General features: G+C 53.9%; 17 protein-coding genes, 3 pseudogenes and 1 riboswitch. Of the genes and pseudogenes, 13 read left to right on the top strand and 7 right to left on the bottom strand.

Translation table 11 applies throughout. The annotated features are described in order from the left end of the window. The first annotated feature begins 20 nt into the window (after window positions 1-20). Together AC6RNO_RS07555 and AC6RNO_RS07560 are read left to right on the top strand one after the other, a co-directional pair. Window positions 21-287: an acyl carrier protein gene (locus tag AC6RNO_RS07555; protein ID WP_474682628.1), complete on the top strand. Its 267-nt coding sequence runs from the start codon at window positions 21-23 to the stop codon at window positions 285-287. 3 nt (window positions 288-290) lie between these two features. Continuing rightward, entirely contained in the window at window positions 291-1310 is a 1020-nt protein-coding gene (locus AC6RNO_RS07560) for a BtrH N-terminal domain-containing protein (RefSeq protein WP_497105099.1), read from the top strand. A 134-nt stretch (window positions 1311-1444) separates the two neighbouring features. On the opposite strand, the gene AC6RNO_RS07565 is transcribed toward AC6RNO_RS07560, so the two are convergent. Next, window positions 1445-1801 carry a hypothetical protein gene (locus tag AC6RNO_RS07565; RefSeq protein ID WP_474682626.1) on the bottom strand — a complete coding sequence of 119 codons (357 nt, stop codon included), beginning with the start codon at window positions 1799-1801 and terminating at the stop codon, window positions 1445-1447. 120 nt (window positions 1802-1921) lie between these two features. Further along, window positions 1922-2031: riboswitch (TPP riboswitch) on the top strand. A 102-nt stretch (window positions 2032-2133) separates the two neighbouring features. Here AC6RNO_RS07565 and AC6RNO_RS07570 point away from each other — a divergent pair. The 6 genes and pseudogenes from AC6RNO_RS07570 (at window position 2134) to thrC (ending at window position 7975) form a co-directional block, all read left to right on the top strand. Further along, on the top strand, window positions 2134-2730 hold the full coding sequence (locus tag AC6RNO_RS07570) for an ECF transporter S component (RefSeq protein WP_474682625.1): 597 nt from the start codon (window positions 2134-2136) through the stop codon (window positions 2728-2730). A gap of 5 nt (window positions 2731-2735) precedes the next feature. Further along, a complete protein-coding gene (locus tag AC6RNO_RS07575; RefSeq protein WP_497105100.1) occupies window positions 2736-4223 on the top strand; it encodes an ATP-binding cassette domain-containing protein in 1488 nt (495 codons plus the stop codon). Further along, entirely contained in the window at window positions 4214-5008 is a 795-nt protein-coding gene (locus AC6RNO_RS07580; protein WP_474682623.1) for an energy-coupling factor transporter transmembrane component T family protein, read from the top strand. Before AC6RNO_RS07575 ends, AC6RNO_RS07580 begins: the two co-directional genes overlap by 10 nt. A gap of 208 nt (window positions 5009-5216) precedes the next feature. After that, window positions 5217-5345: pseudogene (locus AC6RNO_RS07585) on the top strand (IS607 family transposase); the annotation flags it as partial. After that, window positions 5305-6417, top strand: coding sequence for an RNA-guided endonuclease InsQ/TnpB family protein (locus AC6RNO_RS07590; protein WP_474682622.1), 1113 nt, complete (start codon window positions 5305-5307; stop codon window positions 6415-6417). The pseudogene AC6RNO_RS07585 and the gene AC6RNO_RS07590, both read left to right, overlap by 41 nt. A 160-nt stretch (window positions 6418-6577) precedes the next feature. Further along, on the top strand, window positions 6578-7975 hold the full coding sequence (gene thrC / locus AC6RNO_RS07595; RefSeq protein ID WP_497105101.1) for a threonine synthase: 1398 nt from the start codon (window positions 6578-6580) through the stop codon (window positions 7973-7975). An 82-nt stretch (window positions 7976-8057) separates the two neighbouring features. Here thrC and AC6RNO_RS07600 read toward each other — a convergent pair whose 3' ends face one another. Next, a complete protein-coding gene (locus AC6RNO_RS07600; protein WP_497105102.1) occupies window positions 8058-9683 on the bottom strand; it encodes an S-layer homology domain-containing protein in 1626 nt (541 codons plus the stop codon). Window positions 9684-10836: 1153 nt separating this feature from the next. On the opposite strand from AC6RNO_RS07600, the gene AC6RNO_RS07605 reads away from it, so the two are divergent. After that, window positions 10837-11409, top strand: a complete 573-nt coding sequence (locus AC6RNO_RS07605; RefSeq protein ID WP_474682619.1) for a nitroreductase family protein — start codon at window positions 10837-10839, stop codon at window positions 11407-11409. Window positions 11410-11512: 103 nt separating this feature from the next. Here AC6RNO_RS07605 and AC6RNO_RS07610 read toward each other — a convergent pair whose 3' ends face one another. The 4 genes from AC6RNO_RS07610 to AC6RNO_RS07625 all read right to left on the bottom strand — a co-directional run bounded on the left by AC6RNO_RS07610 (window position 11513) and on the right by AC6RNO_RS07625 (window position 15403). Beyond that, entirely contained in the window at window positions 11513-12424 is a 912-nt protein-coding gene (locus tag AC6RNO_RS07610) for a pseudouridine-5'-phosphate glycosidase (protein ID WP_474682618.1), read from the bottom strand. 17 nt (window positions 12425-12441) lie between these two features. Then, complete coding sequence (locus AC6RNO_RS07615; protein ID WP_497105103.1) at window positions 12442-13545, bottom strand: PfkB family carbohydrate kinase; 1104 nt, start codon at window positions 13543-13545, stop codon at window positions 12442-12444. Window positions 13546-13713: 168 nt separating this feature from the next. Then, the gene (locus tag AC6RNO_RS07620; protein ID WP_474682616.1) at window positions 13714-13992 is read right to left on the bottom strand and encodes a hypothetical protein; all 279 of its coding nucleotides are present in this window, start codon (window positions 13990-13992) and stop codon (window positions 13714-13716) included. Between the two features lie 124 nt (window positions 13993-14116). Further along, complete coding sequence (locus AC6RNO_RS07625) at window positions 14117-15403, bottom strand: LysM peptidoglycan-binding domain-containing protein (protein ID WP_497105104.1); 1287 nt, start codon at window positions 15401-15403, stop codon at window positions 14117-14119. Between the two features lie 209 nt (window positions 15404-15612). Between AC6RNO_RS07625 and AC6RNO_RS07630 the strand changes: the two are divergent. The 4 genes and pseudogenes from AC6RNO_RS07630 to AC6RNO_RS07645 form a co-directional block, all read left to right on the top strand. Then, window positions 15613-15816, top strand: a pseudogene (locus AC6RNO_RS07630) (YiaA/YiaB family inner membrane protein); the annotation flags it as partial. 45 nt (window positions 15817-15861) lie between these two features. Next, a pseudogene (locus tag AC6RNO_RS07635) lies at window positions 15862-16098 on the top strand (YiaA/YiaB family inner membrane protein); the annotation flags it as partial. Between the two features lie 45 nt (window positions 16099-16143). Further along, the gene (locus AC6RNO_RS07640) at window positions 16144-16632 is read left to right on the top strand and encodes a CBO0543 family protein (RefSeq protein ID WP_497105105.1); all 489 of its coding nucleotides are present in this window, start codon (window positions 16144-16146) and stop codon (window positions 16630-16632) included. Then, window positions 16629-17123: a CBO0543 family protein gene (locus AC6RNO_RS07645; RefSeq protein WP_497105106.1), complete on the top strand. Its 495-nt coding sequence runs from the start codon at window positions 16629-16631 to the stop codon at window positions 17121-17123. Before AC6RNO_RS07640 ends, AC6RNO_RS07645 begins: the two co-directional genes overlap by 4 nt. A gap of 38 nt (window positions 17124-17161) precedes the next feature. Here AC6RNO_RS07645 and xylA read toward each other — a convergent pair whose 3' ends face one another. Beyond that, window positions 17162-18478, bottom strand: coding sequence for a xylose isomerase (gene xylA / locus AC6RNO_RS07650; protein WP_497105107.1), 1317 nt, complete (start codon window positions 18476-18478; stop codon window positions 17162-17164). Window positions 18479-18629: the final 151 nt, after the last annotated feature.

The raw sequence follows: 18629 nt of genomic DNA on the forward strand, positions 1-18629 counted from the left end.
AAACAGAAAGGGTGAGTGGAGTGATCGTTGTAGAGAGCAAGGAGCTAACCGAGGTGGTGGCCTCTGTTTTAGGAATCGACGCAGAGACGATGTCGGCCATTCATGAGAAGACCGATCTGCGGAATTACAATCTGGGCTCTATCATGGCAATCGAATTAGTCGTTGCTTTGGAAGATCGGTTTCAGATTGTCATCCCGGAAGAGGAGCTGACCTTCGAAAACATATGTACCATAGAGAGACTGAAGCAGTTGGTTGAAAGACGCAAGTCTTCATTGGGGGAGGGATAGCAGATGTCCTCCGCGATGCTTCAAGTCCATATTCAACCGGGCACGCACTGCTTGTTCGGCAGCATCCGGAACGCGCTTGCTTCGAACTACGGTTATTCGATTTCCGAGGCTGAGCTCTATTTCATGTGCGACGGGATGAACGTAGAATATGACCCGGCGCACAGGCCCTTCTGGGTCGGCCGTTCAGGCGAGGCTATGCTGCAGCAGTTCGCTTTGCACGGCCCTGCGCGTTTGCGCTATGACTTTCGGATAGACGGGGAAGAGGAGAAAAGGGAGCTGCTGCGCGATCTGCGGCAAACGCTGCTCTCCGGCCACTTGGCGCTGCTGTTCGTAAACAGCAGCTGCCTCGGCTTTCACAAGGTATACCTGGAAAATCCGGGCCGGCAGCACGTAATTATTCTCTACGGACTGGATGAAAATAACGACGTGGCCTATGTCGGCGATTCCTTTCTGTTAGATGACGGAGGGACAGTGCTCACCTATAACGGACCGACTCCTCTTCAAAAGCTGCTGCAAGGCGTGTATGGTGCGGCCTTCATGGACGGGTTGCACACCACCGATGCTTCACGGAAGGAGAGTGTGACCGGGCTCGCGGCTGAACGAATCCGCCGGTTTATTTCCGGAAAAGCGCTCAAAGCCGGCGTCGAACACGGACATTCGGCTTACATGGCCCTTTTCGACGATTTGCAGCAGAGCATGCCCGCAGATGATAGCTCCTTTACGGAACGCTGCCAGGAAGTTTACTACTGCTTGAGAATCGGCGGCATCCTCCATCAGCTTCTATACACGAGGCAGTTTGCCGAGCAGTATCCCCGCGAATTTGCGGCGTCAGACAAGGATTGGCCGGCACTGCTCGAAGAGGAGGAGACCTTGTGGAAAAAGCGCCTCTGGCAGCTGTATAAACTTGGACTGCAGCGAAGAAAGGAGGGCTGGCCCCTGTTTCTGGAGCAGACCAAGGAATTAATGGACCGCGAGACCGGGCTCCTGCGGGAGTACGCCGGCCATCTGCAGGCCATTGGCTGATACGCGGGCAGCTCCCGGAGCGCGGCGCTGCGCTGCGTGACAGCGGCCGGCCGATATGAGAAGAGGACCGCCAAGTTCGCTTGGCGGTCTTCAGGTTGTCCAAAAAGCCTCGCGTTCAGAGGCGATCGCTATCATCATCTGCCTGCTGCACGAAGAAAACCTGCAAAAATACATGAATTTGCATCCGTAATCGCTGGCCGCGAACAATTCCTGCAAAAGTGCAGGCTTTTCACCGAACACATGGGCTCCCGAGTCACTTTCAGCGAAAATTCCTGCACTTTTGCAGGTTTTTCGCCAAAATAAACGATTATTACAGAAAAAACCTGCACTTTCGCAGGTTTTCTCTGTACCAATCTGCTTTCTGCCCGGTTGCTTCCTGCCCAGTTGCGCAGTTCCACGATCTGCGCTTGGAGTGATGCGCGCAGGATCAAGATAACCCTGTTCGGATTTTTGGCGCTGTCGGCGGGGGATTCATATCTTTTGTGAATCATTCCGGTAGGTCTTTGTAAATCTGCCCGTCCGATAAAAACGAAGCTGTAAAAAAATGCTGCGGCAAATCTGCAAAAAAAGCCTTGCGAAAAATGTGTTTTTCGTATAAAGTATAGCCAAATGAATAGCTACACGGGTGCTTGATGAAGTCAGGCTGAGATAGCGGCCTTATGCCGCTGACCGTCAAACTGATCTGGGTAATGCCAGCGTAGTGAATGGTGTGCTTCTTCAACTTGCACTGAACTTATGCCTGCCGCATGCCCGGCGGGCTTTTTCGTGTTTGCCGGACATTCATTTTATGCATATTAACATTGAAAAGGGAGTTGATGGCAAGATGGCGAATGCGCAATCTTCATCCAAAGCTTTAAAATTGACCGATATCCTGGTGACCATCGTCATTGCGGCGGTATTCGGCGTTATTTACAGAATTTGGGGCCCTATTTACGATATTCTCAAACCCATAGGGCTTCAGGCGGAGCAGCTCAGCTACGGGATGTGGTTTATCGCCGCCACGTTCGCGTTCCTGATCATCCGCAAGCCGGGCGTTGCGATTCTCGCCGAGGTTGCTGCCGCTACGATCGAAACGTTCTTCGGCGGCGAATGGGGAATTTCCACGCTGGTATACGGGCTGCTTCAAGGTCTCGGAGCCGAAATCGTGTTTGCTATCGTCCTGTACCGGAAGGCGAACGTAGGCGTGGTTGTGCTGGCTTCGATCGGATCGGCGCTGCTGTCCTTGATCGTAGACGCCTATTACGGCTACATCGAGTCTCTGACTTTCTGGAACTACTGCCTGTTCATCGGCTTCCGTCTGCTCGGCAGCATCCTGATCTCCGGCTTCTTCTCCTATTATTTGGCGGCGGCTATCGAGCGCACGGGCGTTCTCAACGCCATCCGTCCGGCGTCCCAAAAAGATTACGACCAATTGAGGTAAAGCTTATGATCCAAAATGCAGCAGTCGGCGTTACCGACCTACGATTGAAATATCCCGGAGACGATGCCCCCCTTTTATTCAAGGGGGTTTCCTTTTCATTCCGCCCCGGAGAAAAAGTGCTGCTGCTCGGTCCGAGCGGCTGCGGCAAGTCAACTCTGCTGCAGGTGCTGAGCGGGATGGTTCCAAGCATCGTCGAGATTCCGATGAAAGCGGAAGAGCTCCGGGTCCCCGAGCGCTGGGGATACGTTTTCCAAGATCCGGACACCCAGTTTTGCATGCCGTACGTCGATGAAGAGATTGCTTTCGTGCTGGAAAATATGCAGGTTCCGCGGGAACAAATGCCTGCGCTGATCCGCCGCTATCTCGAAAAGGTAGGCCTTCATCTGGACGATATTCATACGCCGATTCAACAGCTTTCGCAGGGCATGAAGCAGCGGCTCGCAATCGCCAGCGTGCTGGCGCTGGAGCCGGAAGTGCTGTTCCTGGATGAGCCGACCGCTTTACTGGACGAGGAGGGCACGCGCCAGGTGTGGGAGACGATCCGGGCCGCAAGCCCGGGAAAAACGCTCCTGATCGTGGAGCACAAAATCGGCGGCATTCTCGATCTGATCGACCGCATCATTGTGCTTTCCCCAGACGGCGAGGTGCTGGCCGACGGCAAGCCGGAGGCGGTGTTTGCGGAGTACAAACCGAAGCTCCGGGAGTTCGGGATCTGGTACCCGGGAGTGTGGGACGACTATGCTGCGGGTCGTGCGGAGACCGCATGGGACGAGGGGCCGCCGCAGGTCAAGCCGCATGACGGGGAAGTTCTCATGGAGATGCGGGATTTCCAGGGTATCCGCGGCGGAGAAATCAAGATCCATGTGGATCGCTTATCCGTCCGTGCCGCGGAATGGATCGCCGTCGCCGGGCACAACGGAGCGGGCAAAAGCTCGCTGCTCCTGGCCATCATGCGCCTGATCCGGACCAAAGGGCTCTGCTCGATCGCAGGGGCCACGGGCAAAAAAGTGGAGGACGCCGCGGCCAAAGCAGCTTTCGTGTTCCAGAATCCCGAGTTTCAGTTCGTGACGGGCTCCGTGGAGGACGAAATCGCTTATTCCTTGGAGGACGCGCCCCCAAGTCTGACGGAAAAGCTGCTGCAGCAGTATGACCTGCTCGGGCTTCGCGACAGGCATCCGTTCCAGCTTTCCATGGGGCAGAAGCGCAGGCTGAGCGTGGCGTCGGCTCTCGTGCGGGGGCAGCGCGTTGTGCTGCTGGATGAGCCGACGTTCGGGTTGGACGCGCGCAATACGTTCCGCATGCTCGGGATGCTGGAGCAGTTGCGCAGCACGGGAACTGCGATCGTCATGGTGACGCACGACCATGAAATCATACGCCGCTGCGCGAGCCGGGTATGGCACGTTGCGGAAGGCCGCGTGACGGACCAATCGCCGCAGCAGTTCCTCGCGGCATTCGCCGCCGCCGCGGAAGGAGGGGCCGTCCTGTGCAACTGACGTTCACATATCGCGAAACATGGCTGCACCGGGTAAACCCGGGCATCAAGCTGATCGCCTCCATCGCCTTATTTGCGGTGGTGGTGCTGACTCATAATGTCAATGTTATGATCTATTTAACGTTGGGAACGATTCTCCCGCTGCTGCTGTTCACGGGCCATCCCATGAGGCGGCTGATGCTGTATATTTCTCCCTTCGCGCTCATATTCATTTCGTCGGCGTCAGGGATGACGATGTTCGGCAGCGGAAGCACGACCTGGTTCCGGTACGGGATTATCCACATCACCGAAGAGAGCTTTTACAGGGGCGTTCATCTTGGCCTTCGGGCGCTGCAGATAGCTTCGGTCGGGCTGCTGTTCAGTCTGACGACGCGGCCTGTCGCCCTGTTTTATTCGCTTATGCAGCAGTGGAAAGTGCCTCCCAAGTACGCGTACAGCTTCCTGGCCGCCCTGCGGATGATTCCGACGCTGATCGAAGAGTTCCAGACGCTACGTTACGCGCTCAAAATTCGCGGCCGCAAACGGCGGAATCCGCTTACCGGCTGGTATGCGACGCTGCGCATGTATTCGATTCCGCTGCTCGCCCAAAGCATCCGCCGCGCTCACCGGACAGCCGTCGCCATGGAAGCGAAACGCTTCTCGGTCGGCAAGCTGCGGACGTATTACTACACGATCGGCTATTCGGCTTTCGACGGCTTGTATTTGCTGTGCATAGCGCTGCTGCTTGCCCTGTCTTATGTGCTGGGCACCGTGTGGCCGTTTGCGGCAATAACCGATGTGCGTTAGCATTCCCCTGCCGGCCGGTTTTCGCCGAACCGGCTTTTTTGCTTTTGCGGAGAAGAATTGATTTTCTGTTATAATAGGATCAATAAGTTTATGAGGGGGTTCGAAAACAGTCATGTAAATCCCATTTAAACTATTATAATCTCTATAATATTTGTTATAATGTTATATTGGGATAAAAGATCATTTTGGATATTGGCAGCGGCATCAACTACAACAGATCGTTATAGTATTCAGTTGTCGATTGAAAGGAAAGCGGGCGAATAAAGCCAGGAAACTGCTCAAGGAGTTGATGGAAGATGATTTTGGCGAAAAAGGTCAGAATTCGGCCAACTCCTGAACAGGAACAACAGTTGTGGCGTTCGGCTGGAACGGCTCGGTGGGTGTACAATTGGGCGCTTGCCCGACAGGAAGAAAATTACCAGAACGGCGGGAAGTTCATTCCTGACGGAGACTTGCGGAAAGAACTGACGAAGCTCAAACAGACAGAAGAATATGCGTGGCTATACGAAGTGTCCAACAACGTGGCGAAACAAGCTGTCAAAGACGTTTGTGAAGCATTCAGGAACATGTTCAAGGGACATGCGGGGAAGCCGAAGTTCAAGAGCAAAAAGCGTTCCAAACCTGCATTTTATCAGGATACGGAGAAGTTGAAGGTCGGAAACGGTCAAGCGTTACTTGAGAAGATCGGCTGGGTAGCAACATCCGAACAACTTCCCGTTGGTGTGAAGTATAGTAATCCGCGCGTATCGTTTGACGGGAAGTATTGGTATGTCTCTGTGGGCATTGAACAGGAGCAGGAGAAGCTGGAACGATCGGGCGAAGCCATAGGTATTGATGTAGGGATAAAAGAGTTGGCGGTATGCAGTAATGGGATGGTGTTTAAGAACATCAATAAGTCTGCTGCCGTAAGAAAGACGGAGAAACGCTTGCGTCGGTTGCAGCGCAAGGCTTCCCGTAAATACGAGATGAACAAGGAGGGGAATCGTTTTGTCAAGACATGCAATCTTGTAAAAGTCGAAAAGTCAATGCGTTTGCTTCATCGGAAACTAACGAATATCCGTACCAACCACATTCATCAAGCGACAAGCGCAATAGCGAAAACCAAGCCGAGCGCTGTAGTGATGGAAAATTTGAATGTGAGCGGAATGATGAAGAACCGCCACTTGAGCAAGGCGATAGCCGGACAGAAGCTGCATGAGTTTGTGCGGCAGATGAAATACAAGTGCGAGAAGATCGGCGCGAAATTTTTGCAAGCTGATAAATGGTTCCCATCATCAAGATTGTGTTCATGTTGTAGTCAGGTTAAGCAGAATCTGAAACTATCTGACCGCATCTACGAATGCACTTGCGGATTAATGATGGATCGTGACTTGAATGCGGCGATCAATCTATCTAAATTGGCGGGCTGACACGTAAACGTCATCGTCAATATGTAGGATTCGTTGCATCCGAATTTACGCCTGTGGAGTGTTATATCAAACGCGAGTAGCTCTGGCAAAAGCGGACACGTTGAAGCAGGAAGCAAACAAGGATTTATAGACTTTTATAAGTTCTTGGCAACGGATGACTATGGAGTTTAAAAGTACGCGAGGCAAAGTTGATAAAATCGGGTTCATCGATACGGTATTGATGGGATTGGCGGACGACGGAGGGCTATTGATCCCGAGCGAAATCCCGCAAATTCCGCAGGACAAGCTGAAGCAAATGGAGCAGTTGTCCTACCAGGAACTGGCCTATGAGATTTTTTCGTACTTTACCAATGACGAAATTCCGCAGGAAGATCTGAAGGAGCTGATCCGTCAAAGCTATTCGACGTTCCGCGATCCCGAAGTGACGCCTGTCCGCAAAATTTCGGACAACCTGCATGTGATGGAGTTGTTCCACGGTCCGACATTCGCTTTTAAAGATATTGCGCTGCAGTTCCTGGGCAATCTGTACTCTTACGTGTCCAAGAAGCAGAACAAAATTATTCATATCCTTGGAGCGACTTCCGGCGATACGGGCGCTTCCGCTATCGAAGGCGTCAGAGGCAAGGAAGGCATCCGCATCTGCATTTTGCACCCGCACCAAAAAGTGAGCCGAGTGCAGGAGCTGCAAATGACGACCGTGCACGCGGACAATGTGCTCAACCTGTCGGTCAAAGGAACATTCGACGACTGCCAGGGAATCATTAAAGACCTGTTCGGCGATGTGGATTTCAAGAACAAATACCACCTGCGGGCGATCAATTCGATCAATTTCGTCCGTATTTTGGCGCAAACCGTGTACTACTTCTATGCGTATTTCCGCACAGCCAAGCCTTCCGGTGCTGAAAAGCTGAATTTTAGCGTTCCGACGGGGAACTTCGGGGATATTTTTGCGGGCTATTTGGCGAAAAGAATGGGGCTGCCGATCGGCAAGCTGATCCTCGCTACGAACGAAAACAACATTCTGGAACGGTTCGTCCATGAAGGAGTGTACAAGCCGGGCGAATTCGTCAGCACGTACAGCCCGTCGATGGACATTCAAGTGGCAAGCAATTTTGAAAGATACTTGTACTATTTGACAGGGGAAAATGCCGCAAAGGTTTCGGAATATATGGCCAAATTCAAAGCCGAAGGCGAAATCCGCATCGATGAGGAGCTGCTTCGTCAGGTGCAGGCCGATTTTGCCGCTCACGGCGTAGGCGGAGACGAGTGCTTGCGGACGATCGGCACGTACTACAAGGAGAACGGGTATTTGCTTGATCCCCATACCGCGTGCGGTGTAGCTGCCTATGAGAAATGCAACGGCGCGGGCGAAGTATGCGTGACGCTCGCTACCGCGCATCCGGCCAAGTTCAACGAGTCCATCGAAAAATGCGGTATCGAGCAGACGTACCCGGAGCAAATCGCTCAACTGCTGGACAAACCGCAGTACCAAGTGATCGTCGACGCTTCCGAAAGCGAAATTGTCGGACAGCTTGAAAAATTTTATACGCTGGCTTAAAAAAGTGCAAAAAGAAACGCCTCCCAAACCCGCAAGGGCCGGAGGCGTTTTGCTATTGCCGGACTGTCGGCGCTGCTGAATCTTACTTCACGTGGACGTAAGTCGTGGCTTTATCGCCGCTCGGCAGCACAGCGGTCAATTCGAACGAAGTGACGTTGCCTGTCACGCGGACAGTGCCGTCCTGATCTACCGATACGGTGCCTGCAGCCCCTTTGCTCGAGTCGCCCTGAACATCATTTGTAATCAGCAGCGAGCCCAGCGCAAAATTGTATTTCGGCACATCTTCTTTTTCATACTGAATGCCGTAGTTGTCCGTGATGGTCAGGTCCATCGCCGTGAAGGCATTGAACGAAGCGGAGCCGGCAAGCGTGTAGTCGTAAGAAGTGTTGCCGACCTTGATTTGCTTGGCCTGGACAGGATCGGCTTTGACGTTGACCGTCACCTGCATGTTCTTCACTTCATTGTTGATCGTTTTGAAAGCGACGCTGACCGTTGCCGTGCCCGCTTTGTTGCCGAGGGCATAGCCGCGGTGGTCGGCGGATACGCCTACTTTAACCACGCTCGGATTGGAAGAAGCGATCGACTGAACCATTCCCGGCATCGCGACTTCTTCGCCCGCGGCGGTTGTCGCTTTGATCACAATTTCCTTGGCAAGCTTGCTGACGGCGGGGTTTTCGGCATTTGCCTTGGTTTCCAATCCGTTCAAGCCCGTAGCCGAGGCCGTCAAACCGCTGTCGATCACATTGCCCAGATCGTAAGTTTGAGCGGAGCTGTAATCGGTACCGCCCGCCGTTGTGGAAGCGGCAATCGAAAACATGCGGGTAGCCGCCGTGTCAAGGCCGCCCAGCGTTACCGTGTAGTCTCCCGCGGTCAGAGCGCCGTCTTTCGGGGTCAGCACGGCGGATTTTTTGTCGCTGGACCACTCCGTTGTAGACGGAACGGCTGTCGTTCCTTTGCTCAAAGCAAGCGTAGCTTTTGTCGTGTCGACTTCCTTGCTGAGTGTGACCTGCACCTTCGTTTTGTCGCTCGAAGCCTGGACGGAGCTGACGGATACCGGGGTCGCCGTTTCCGCCGGCGGCTTCACCGGATTCGGCCGGGCGGCGTAGGAGCTCACGACGAGATCCTTGCGGTCCGCAGCGGCATCGCCTGTTTTGCCCGCCGGATGAATGCCAAGGTCAGAAGCCTGCTTGACTGCGTCCGCAAACCAGGGGCTGCCGGTTGTGCTCACCTTTTTGCCCAAACCTTTCAAAAGAATAGTGTCCAACTGACCGGTCGTCACTTTATCGCCGGGAGCAAAAGTCGTGTCCGTTACGCCATCGATCAGCCCGGCTTTTTTGGCTGCTTCGATGTAAGGAATCGCCCAACCGTTGGCCGGGTCACCGGCGGTTACGTCCGTGAAGCTGGAAACCTTGACGGCAGGGTCTACCTTGATTCCGAAAATGAGCGTGGCCACTTTTGCGAACTGTGCCCTGGTCATATTTTCGTTGATGCCGAATGACGTGTCGGACACGCCTTCAAAAACGCCTGCCGCCAGCAGACTGTCGATCTTGGCTTTCAGGCTTGCGTCGCTATCTTTCAAATCCTGAAAATCGGCGGACGTTTTTGAGGCCGCGGCGGCAGCCTTTCCTGCCGGATCTACGAGCGCTGCAGCTGTATAGAAAGAGAGAGCCATTGTGCCGAGTGCGATGATGGATAAAGATTTTTTCATAAGTACCTCCTGAAAATAATGGATGGTTCGGGTCAAGCATAAGTATGGAACCCTGCAAATCTGCTGCTATGTGAGCTGGCGCGGGCTGACAGCCTTAATTATAGATTGCTACAATTACGCTGTCATTGTCAAATTGTTGTAATGAGAGTGAGAATCGAACCAACCGGAAGGGAGGCTCTTCACATGACTCAATGCGCATGCGGCAGCACTCAACTGCCTAGTTATGGTGGCGCGAAGAAAACCTGCGAAAGTACAGTTTTTGCCCGATAGATACGCTGGCCGCGGCATATTCCTGCAAATGTGCAGGCTGCCCGAGCAAGTCGCGACACTCTGTGAGGGCTAGGGGAGCGAGTGCGGCTATTTGGAGGACAGCTGCCTTTTTTAGGCCCGCGCCTCTCCCGGTGTAGGTCGTGGAACTGCACAACTGGGCGGGAAGCAGCTTGCTAGGGAGAAAACCTGCGAAAGTGCAGGTTTTTTCTGTGGAGTTGGCTTGTTTTGGCGAAAAACCTGCAAAAGTACAGGAATTTTTGCTGAAAGTGAGTATGAGTCTATGTGTTCGATGAAAAGCCTGTACTTTTGCAGGAATTCTTCGTAGCCAGCGATCAAGGACGCAAATTCATGTATTTTTGCAGGTTTTCTCCCCACAGGGCAGCCTTGTGCCCAAACTCAGCGCCAAAGCCCGTGCAGGAGAAGCATGGGTTTCAGCAGCCTGAGATTTGCGGGGGTATTTAGGTCATACTTTTGGCGCTATTTTGATTAGCGAGAAAAAGAGGGGGTTACTCCACAGCCGGACTTTTACAGGTTTTCTATGCGCAGGGCTTATCGGTGATGTGCCACCGGCCGGCATGTTTCGTTCATGAGCGTGCTCAGAGGTACGCTTTTTCCGGCAGGCCACCGAATCTGTTTGCGGGTATCGGAGGGGTTAGCCAATGCGAGGGGATCCCCCTCGAGAGCGGCCAGGCTTCCCGCATGAGCACCGCGCACAGCTCCCGGCGCGCGGTGTGTGCCACATGACAGCGGCCGACCGCATATGGAATAAACGTATGGGCGCTTGTTTTTGTTGCACGCATTTGCGAAATGCCGCGCATTCGTGCACAATATAGTAGATGAGAATGTTTATCACTGAGATGAGAAAGCGGGAGTGAATGAAGCCATGGAAATAAAAGAAGCCATCCGCCAGCGCCGCAGTGTCGGAAAAGTGAAGCAGGATCCGGTGCCGGTCCGTTTCATTGAGGAAATACTGGAAGCGGCCGTATGGGCGCCGAATCACGGGCAAACCGAGCCGTGGCGCTTCTGGGTCATGACCGGCGACGGCCGGAAGCTGCTTGGCCGCGGCTACGCGGAAGTCGCGGCCGCTGAGGCGGGCGCGCTGCCCGGGGAAGAGCTGGCGCAGCTGCGCAGCGCGCAAGAGAAAAAAGCGTTCCGCGCTCCGGTCGTGATCGCGGTCGCCGTAACGCCGGCCGGCCTGGCCGGAGTGCCGGCGATCGAGGAATACGCCGCGGCGCACTCCGCGGTGCAAAATATGCTGCTGACAGCCCACGCGCTGGGGCTTGGCACGATTTGGCGGACGGGTGCGCCGACCTACCATCCGAAGATGAAAGAAACGTTCGGCCTTACAGGAGCGGAGGAGCTGGTCGGTTTTATCTACATCGGCTATCCCGAGGGAGACGTGCCGAATTCCAAACGCACACCTTTTGAGCAAAAGACGGTGTGGGTCACGGAATAGCTGCGCACAAAAAAAGATGCTGCTTAGAATTAAGCGCAGCATCTTTTTTTTTGTGCGGAGCAGCGAGTCAATCGGCCTTGAAACGACGCGGCCCCGCTCAAGCTTATTTTTGCTTCAGTGCCACGGCGATTTGCGCAGCGACTTGTGCGTTGTGGTAGACGAGGGCGATGTTGGTCGCGAGGCTTCTGCCGTCGGTCAACTGTTTGATGCGGGCCAGCAGGAAAGGAGTGACCTTTTTGCCGGTAATGTTCTGCTCTTTGGCTTCGTTCAGCGCCTGGCGAATAACGCCTTCGATCTCAAGATGGTTCATTGCCGATTCCTCAGGCACCGGGTTCGCGACGATGGCGCCGCCTTGCAAGCCCAGCGACCATTTGGTCCGCAGCATGTCGGCGACTTGTGCCGGCTCGTCCAGGCGGAAATCGACGCCATAACCGCTCTCCCTGGCATAAAAGGACGGGAACTCGCTTGTTTTGTATCCGACAACAGGAACGCCGTGCGTCTCCAAATATTCGAGCGTGCGCCCGATATCGAGGATCGATTTGGCTCCGGCGCACACAACGGCCACGTTCGTTTGCGCCAGTTCCGTCAAGTCGGCGGAGATGTCCATCGTCGTTTCGCCTTCGCGGTGTACGCCGCCGATGCCTCCGGTCGCAAACACTTCGATTCCGGCAAGTGCAGCGCCGATCATCGTAGCGGCCACAGTCGTAGCGCCGATACGGCCTGACGACAGGATATAAGGGAAGTCGCGACGGCTCACTTTGTCGACATCCTGGCTGGTCGCGAAAGCTTCCAGCTCCTGTTCGTTCAAGCCGATTTTGATTTTGCCGTTCATGATGCCGATCGTGGCCGGAACGGCGCCGTTATCGCGAATGATCTGCTCCACTTTATTCGCCATCTGGATATTTTGCGGGTACGGCATGCCGTGGGAAATGATCGTCGTTTCCAGAGCGACGACGGGCTTGCCCGTGTCCAGCGCTTCTTTTACTTCGTCGGTAAAAGTCAAATAAGAGTTCATGGTCGGTTACTCTCCTTTTAAAATGAATGTTTTTGTACGATATCAAGCAGCAGTTGGCCGTTCAGCCCGCCTGCGGCGGATTCGTTGGTTTGCAAAGTGATGTGGGCAGCGGCGACGCCGAATTTGCACGCTTCGATAAACGATTGCTCCTGCAAAATACCGTAAGCGACGCCCGCTACGAAAGCATCCCCCGCGCCTGTAACTTCAACGACTTCCGTCGGTATCGGGGAGAATTGCACGCTGCCTTCCTCGCCATGGTAAAAGACGCCTTGCTTGCCGAGCGTAATCAGGACATGCTGCACGCCGCGCTTGCGGATGGCTGCCGCCAGTTCTTCAATAAAAGCGGGCTCGGCTTGTTCGGTAATGGCTGCTCCCGCCAACTGGCAAGCCTCTTCCAGGTTCGGGAAAATCGCCGTTACCCCCTGCAGCTGTGCGGGCAGTTTTTTCGCCTTTTCCGAAGAGACGGGATCGATAAACAGCGGAACCCCTTCCTCGGCGCAGCGCTTGACCAATTCGCCCAGGCTGCTCTCCGGCAGATTGGTATCGGCAATCGCAAGCTTGGAGGCGGCAATATGCGGCCATTTTTCCTTGAGCAGCTCCGGGGTGAACGTATCGTAAATTTCCATATTGGCAAAAGCTAAAAACATATCGCCGCCCGCATCGAGCAGCGCTGTATAAGTGCCTGTATTCTCGCCAGGCAGCACAACCGATTGGCTGACGTCAACGCCGCGCTTCCTCGTCTCCTCAAGCACCCACATCCCGGCTTTGTCGTCGCCGACAACGGTCATGAGCGCGGTCCGGCATCCCAGTCCGGCGAGATTCTCGGCGATGTTGCGCGCAACTCCGCCGCAGGACTCCGTCAGCGTGACGGGGTTCGAGGAAGCCAGGCGAATCGGCTGCTTGCTCACCGCCTTGCTGTCCAGATTGGCGCCGCCGATGCACATTACGGCACCCTCATCGGCGATCACGTAAGCGCGTCCGCGGATGAAGCCTTTTTTCATGAGCGTGGCGATATAACCGGCTACTGCAGAGCGCGAAATGCCGACGCTGCCGGCGATATCATTTTGCGAAATGAACGGGTTTTGACGGATAAGCGCCAAAATTTGCTGTTCCCGGTCCATGGCATGCTCCTTTCTGTGCAGGTCTGCTTTCATTGTAAATCATTTATAAACATATGTCCATTGAGTAAACTTTTGTTTACAGCCCGTGAATGCAAAAAAGAGCATAGACCTGTTTTGAAGGTCTTGCTCCTTTTACCACATCTTCGAAAGCTTCGATAGTGGTTTATCTCATTCGACCCGGCTTCGGCTGTTCCGCGCGCGGGGAAGCCCGATAAGGCCGAGCAGCCCGAGCAATCCGAGATAGCCGCTGCGACCCGCTGCGGAATGTGCGGCAGGCTCCGGCGGACGTTCGGAATAACCGGCGTACGAGGGTGGAACGCCCGAACCGAGCGGCGAAGCGCTGCCGCCGGCAGCTTCCGGGGAATGGCTATGCCCTGCTCCGACAGCGGCGGCGAAGCACAAAAACGACAACAGCGCCAACTTCGTATACAGCCGCGGGATCATCATGCATACCTCCGACTCGCTCAAAAGTGCGTCAAAATAGGCAGATTTACTTTTCCCATCCCGCAGGAAGTTTATTCGGCTCATCGAGATTCCCTTTGCGGACAAGGTTGTCTGTTCCCGCCGTTTCTCACCGTTTCACAACGTTAAAATTGTCCTCGATCAGCAGCCAGTTTTGCGGAAAGCTGAGACCGAGCTTCCAATAGCTGATGCCCCTTAGACCGAGTTCTTTCAGCAAAAGAAATTTCGCCTGAATCGAGCGGGCGTCTTCAAACCAGACGGAGTGTTCTTTTCCGGACGGATCCCAGTAGTGAAAGTGCGGGGCTTGCGCCCTATGATCGTACAAAATTTGCGCTCTGTGCCTGCGGGCCAGATCGATCGCCGTCTGCGGGCTGATCGCTTTGGCGAATTTCCCGCCGTGCACGTAAGGCAGTGTCCAGTCGTAGCCGTACAAATTTTGTCCCATCATAATTTTTGAGCCGGGCATTTCGCTGAGCGCATATTCCAGCACTTTGCGCACCGGCCCTATCGGCGAAACGGCCATGGGCGGCCCTCCGCTGTAGCCCCACTCATACGTCATAATGATGACGAAATCGGCGATTTGCCCGTGCGCTTTGTAATCGTGCGCCGTGTACCATTCGCCTGTCTGCGCGGAGCTCGTTTTGGGGGCCAGCGCAGTCGACATCAGATACCCTTCGCGGTGGAGCTGATCCGCCGCCTTCCGCAAAAAACGGTTGTACTCCAGACGGTCATCCGGCCGCAGGTGCTCGATGTCAAAATGAATATCCCGGAAGCCGTACCGCTTGGCGGTTGCCTTAATATTTTCGAGCAAACGGTTCTGAATCGTTAAGTCGTTCAAAATCAAATGTCCAAGCTGCGGGCTAAACTGGCTTTTCTCCAAATTCGTGACAACCATCATCAGCGTGACCTGCGATTCCGTGGCAATCGATTCCAGGCCGTTCAAAGGGGGCGCCTGCAGCGAGCCGTCGCGTAAAATACGGAAGCTGAACGGGGCGAGATACGTAAGATTCGGCGCCGCCTCGCGGGCCGAATTCAGCAGCGGCGCAGACACATGATGCCCGTGAGGTTCCAGATAAGCATTGACCTCGGCATCGCGCCTTGGCGCCGGCGGAATGTACAAAGCGGAGCCTGCTTCAAGCGGCTGATCCGGACTGAGGTCGTTGAGTGAGGCGAGCGTTTGCGCGGCGACGCCCAATTTTTGGGCGATCGACTGTAAAGTGTCGCCGGGCATCACCCGGTAATACGAGCCGACGATCGGAATAACCAGAGCCTGTCCGATGACGAGCGACTGAGCCGCAGATATTTGGTTGGCCTCCGTAATATCCTCCACCGTTACCCCATAAGTTTGAGCGATTCTGTATAATGTCTGACCACGTTGAACTACATGAATCTGCATGCGGAAATTCCTCCTGACGTTCCTGTGCTTCATTACTTTTATCGTATTCCGTCTATCCGTAATAGGTGTATGTCTAGCCCAAATTATGCTTGCGATTGCTTCAGTACTATTTAAAGTTAGTACTATTTGAATCGGCCGGTCTGTCCTACAATAAGTTCAAGTAATCGTACATAACGCGTTGCGGCAAGCAACCTGATGGAGGAATGAAGATGGATACAAATCGGAAAAGAAATACGGCAGCATTTTCGTTTATGGCATGGGCATCGTTTATCGCCGCTTTTTTGGCGATGTTCATCGGGATTTATACATTGGAAGAATCGCTTAGCGTAAAAGGGTATTATGCGGTCAGCGCATTATTTTTGACCATGTCGGCATTCGTTCTGCAAAAAGTCGTCCGGGACAACATGGAAGACGGGCATTCTTCCCGTAAACGCAATACGGCGGCATTCACTTTCATGGCCTGGAGCGCTTTCGTTTGTGCACTGCTCGCGATGTTTGTCGGCATCGTCAACCTCCAGCAGCCGCTGTCGGTGCAAGGCTATTACGCAGTCACGGCTTTGTTTCTGACGATGTCCTCCTTCGTGCTGCAAAAAACGGTTCGCGACAACAACGAAGACGGATCTTGGAACGCAGCCGCGCTTGAGGACTCAATTGAGCAAAAAGAAGCTCGTTCCATGGATATTTTCGCGCAATAAGGGAATATTGGGAGAATATGATTTATTCCCGAAGGGTGAGAACGAATGATCTTGGGGCGCATAGTGCTCGCGGCTGTCTGGATAGTATGCCTGATTGCGGCTCTCCTGCTGGTGCCCAGAGCCCGGGTGCGCGAGGCGGTGCTCGTATTTTTATCGAGTCAGTTCCTGACCTGGATCTCCAGCCTGCTTCTTGTGGAAAACAATTTCATCGCGAACCCGGTGCGTGAGTTTCCGCAGGCGACGGGCGGCAATTTTACGAACAATTATGTGCTGTTCCCCTTGATTACTGCGATTTTTTATTTATATTACCCGGAGAAGGGCAGTTTGCTTAACAAAGCCGCGTATCAGGCGCTTTTTGTTTCCGCAAGCTGTCTTTACGTTTATTCGCTAACCTTGTTTACACAGCTTGTCAGGTATCAACATTTCAACATTTGGCTGAATGCCGCCGTTTTTTTAGCGGGAATGAACCTTTCGCGGATGTACGGCAGATGGTATTTTCAGAAGGCGAAGCGGCAGGAGGATGACGGGCGTTGACGGCGGAGCGAATCATTTTTGCGGTCGTATGGTTGATATGCGTGACGGCGCTGCTGCTCGTTCCCAAGGATTGGCGGAGGGAAGCGCAGGCCGTGTTCCTGTTTCAGCAGTTGGTCAACTGGATACTCGGACTTGTCGTTGTCCAAATGGGGTGGCTGACTTATCCGGTCAGAGGGCTGCACAAAAATATGACGAGCTTCACATTCGAATTTTTGGCTTATCCGACTGTCGCCGTCTACATGAATATGCTTTATCCGGAACAAAAGCGGCGCGTAACCCGTTTTCTTTACATTACGCTATTCTCGCTTGGCATCACGATCGTGGAATCGCTCATCGAAAAATATACGAAACTGATCGATTACTACGCCTGGAAGCCGATCTGGACGTTTCTCAGCGTGTGGGCGACGCTCTATTTATCGCGGGTTTTCTACTTATGGTTCTTTCGCCCGGAACATTCGCCGGCAAAGCCTGCGAAAGTGCGGCAAAAATAAAGGAACCCCCCGGTGCGGGAGGTTCCTTTGCTTTTGCATTATACGTTGGTGATGTATTGGTTCACCGTAGCCTTGATCAACTCGAGGCGGCCGGATTGGTTGACGATGCTGCCGTTTTGCAGCGCATAGGCTTCGAGCGTCTTGAAGTTCGCTTCGCCGGACACGATATCCGCGCCGATGCCGGATTTGAAGGAAGCGTAGCGCGTGTCGAGAATGTTGTCGAAGACGCGGTCTTCGATCAATTTGGCGGCAACCTGCAAGCCGCGTGCGAAGGAATCCATACCTGCGATGTGAGCATAGACGACGTCGGACGGTTCAAAGGAAGTACGGCGCACTTTGGCGTCAAAGTTTACGCCGCCGCGGCCGATGCCGCCTTCGTTAAGCAAAATCTCGTACATCGCCAGCGTCGTCGCGTACAGGTCGGTCGGGAACTCGTCGGTATCCCAGCCGAGCAGCATATCGCCCTGGTTCGCATCGATGGAACCGAGTACGCCGTTGATCCGTGCCACGCGCAGCTCGTGCTCGAAGGTATGGCCCGCAAGCGTCGCATGGTTCGCTTCAAGGTTCAATTTGAAGTGAGGCAGCAGGTCGTACTTTTGCAGGAACGAAAGCGTCGTCGCCGCATCAAAATCGTATTGATGCTTGGAAGGCTCCTTCGGCTTCGGCTCGATCAGGAACTGCGCGTCGAAGCCGATTTCTTTGGCGTAGTCGACGGCCATGTGCAGGAAGCGCGCAAGATTGTCGAGCTCCAGGCCGAGGTCCGTGTTGAGCAGCGTTTCGTAGCCTTCGCGGCCGCCCCAGAAAACGTAGTTTTCAGCGCCGAGCTCTTTGCCGTGCTCCAGCGCTTTTTTCACCTGCGCCGCGGCATAGGCGAACACATCAGCATTGTTCGTAGTAGCTGCGCCATGAACGAAGCGCGGGTTGGTGAACATGTTCGCCGTGTTCCAGAGCAGCTTTTTGCCGCTGGATTTCATGTTGTCTTTGATCAGCGCGACGATCTCGTCGAGGTTCGCGTTCGTTTCCCGGAGCGAGTCGCCTTCAGGCGCAATGTCGCGGTCGTGGAAAGCGAAGTAGTCCACGTCCAAAATGTTCAGCAGCTCGAAGCAAGCTTCGACGCGCGCTTTTGCCAGATCCATGCCTGTGTATTTGTCCCAGGCGCGCAGCGCCGTACCGCTGCCGAACGGGTCGGAGCCGTTGGCCGAGAAAGAGTGCCAGTAAGCGATTGCAAAACGCAGATGCTCCCGCATGCTTTTGCCCAGAACGATCTGGTCGGGATTGTAAAATTTAAAAGAAAGCGGGTTCGTGGAAGTCTTGCCCTCATACTTGATCTTTTGAATGTTGTCAAAATAGCTCATCGACTCTACCTCCGGAATCATGAATTAATAAATGCTTATGCTGTAATCATATCATCATTCATAAAGTTTGTAAATTCATTAAACAAACTTAGTCCGTGCAATGAGCAGACGATCGTGTTAAAATCAGTTCATACTAAAAAAGGCAGACGAA

It is taken from the genome of Paenibacillus sp. sgz302190 (assembly GCF_059820445.1).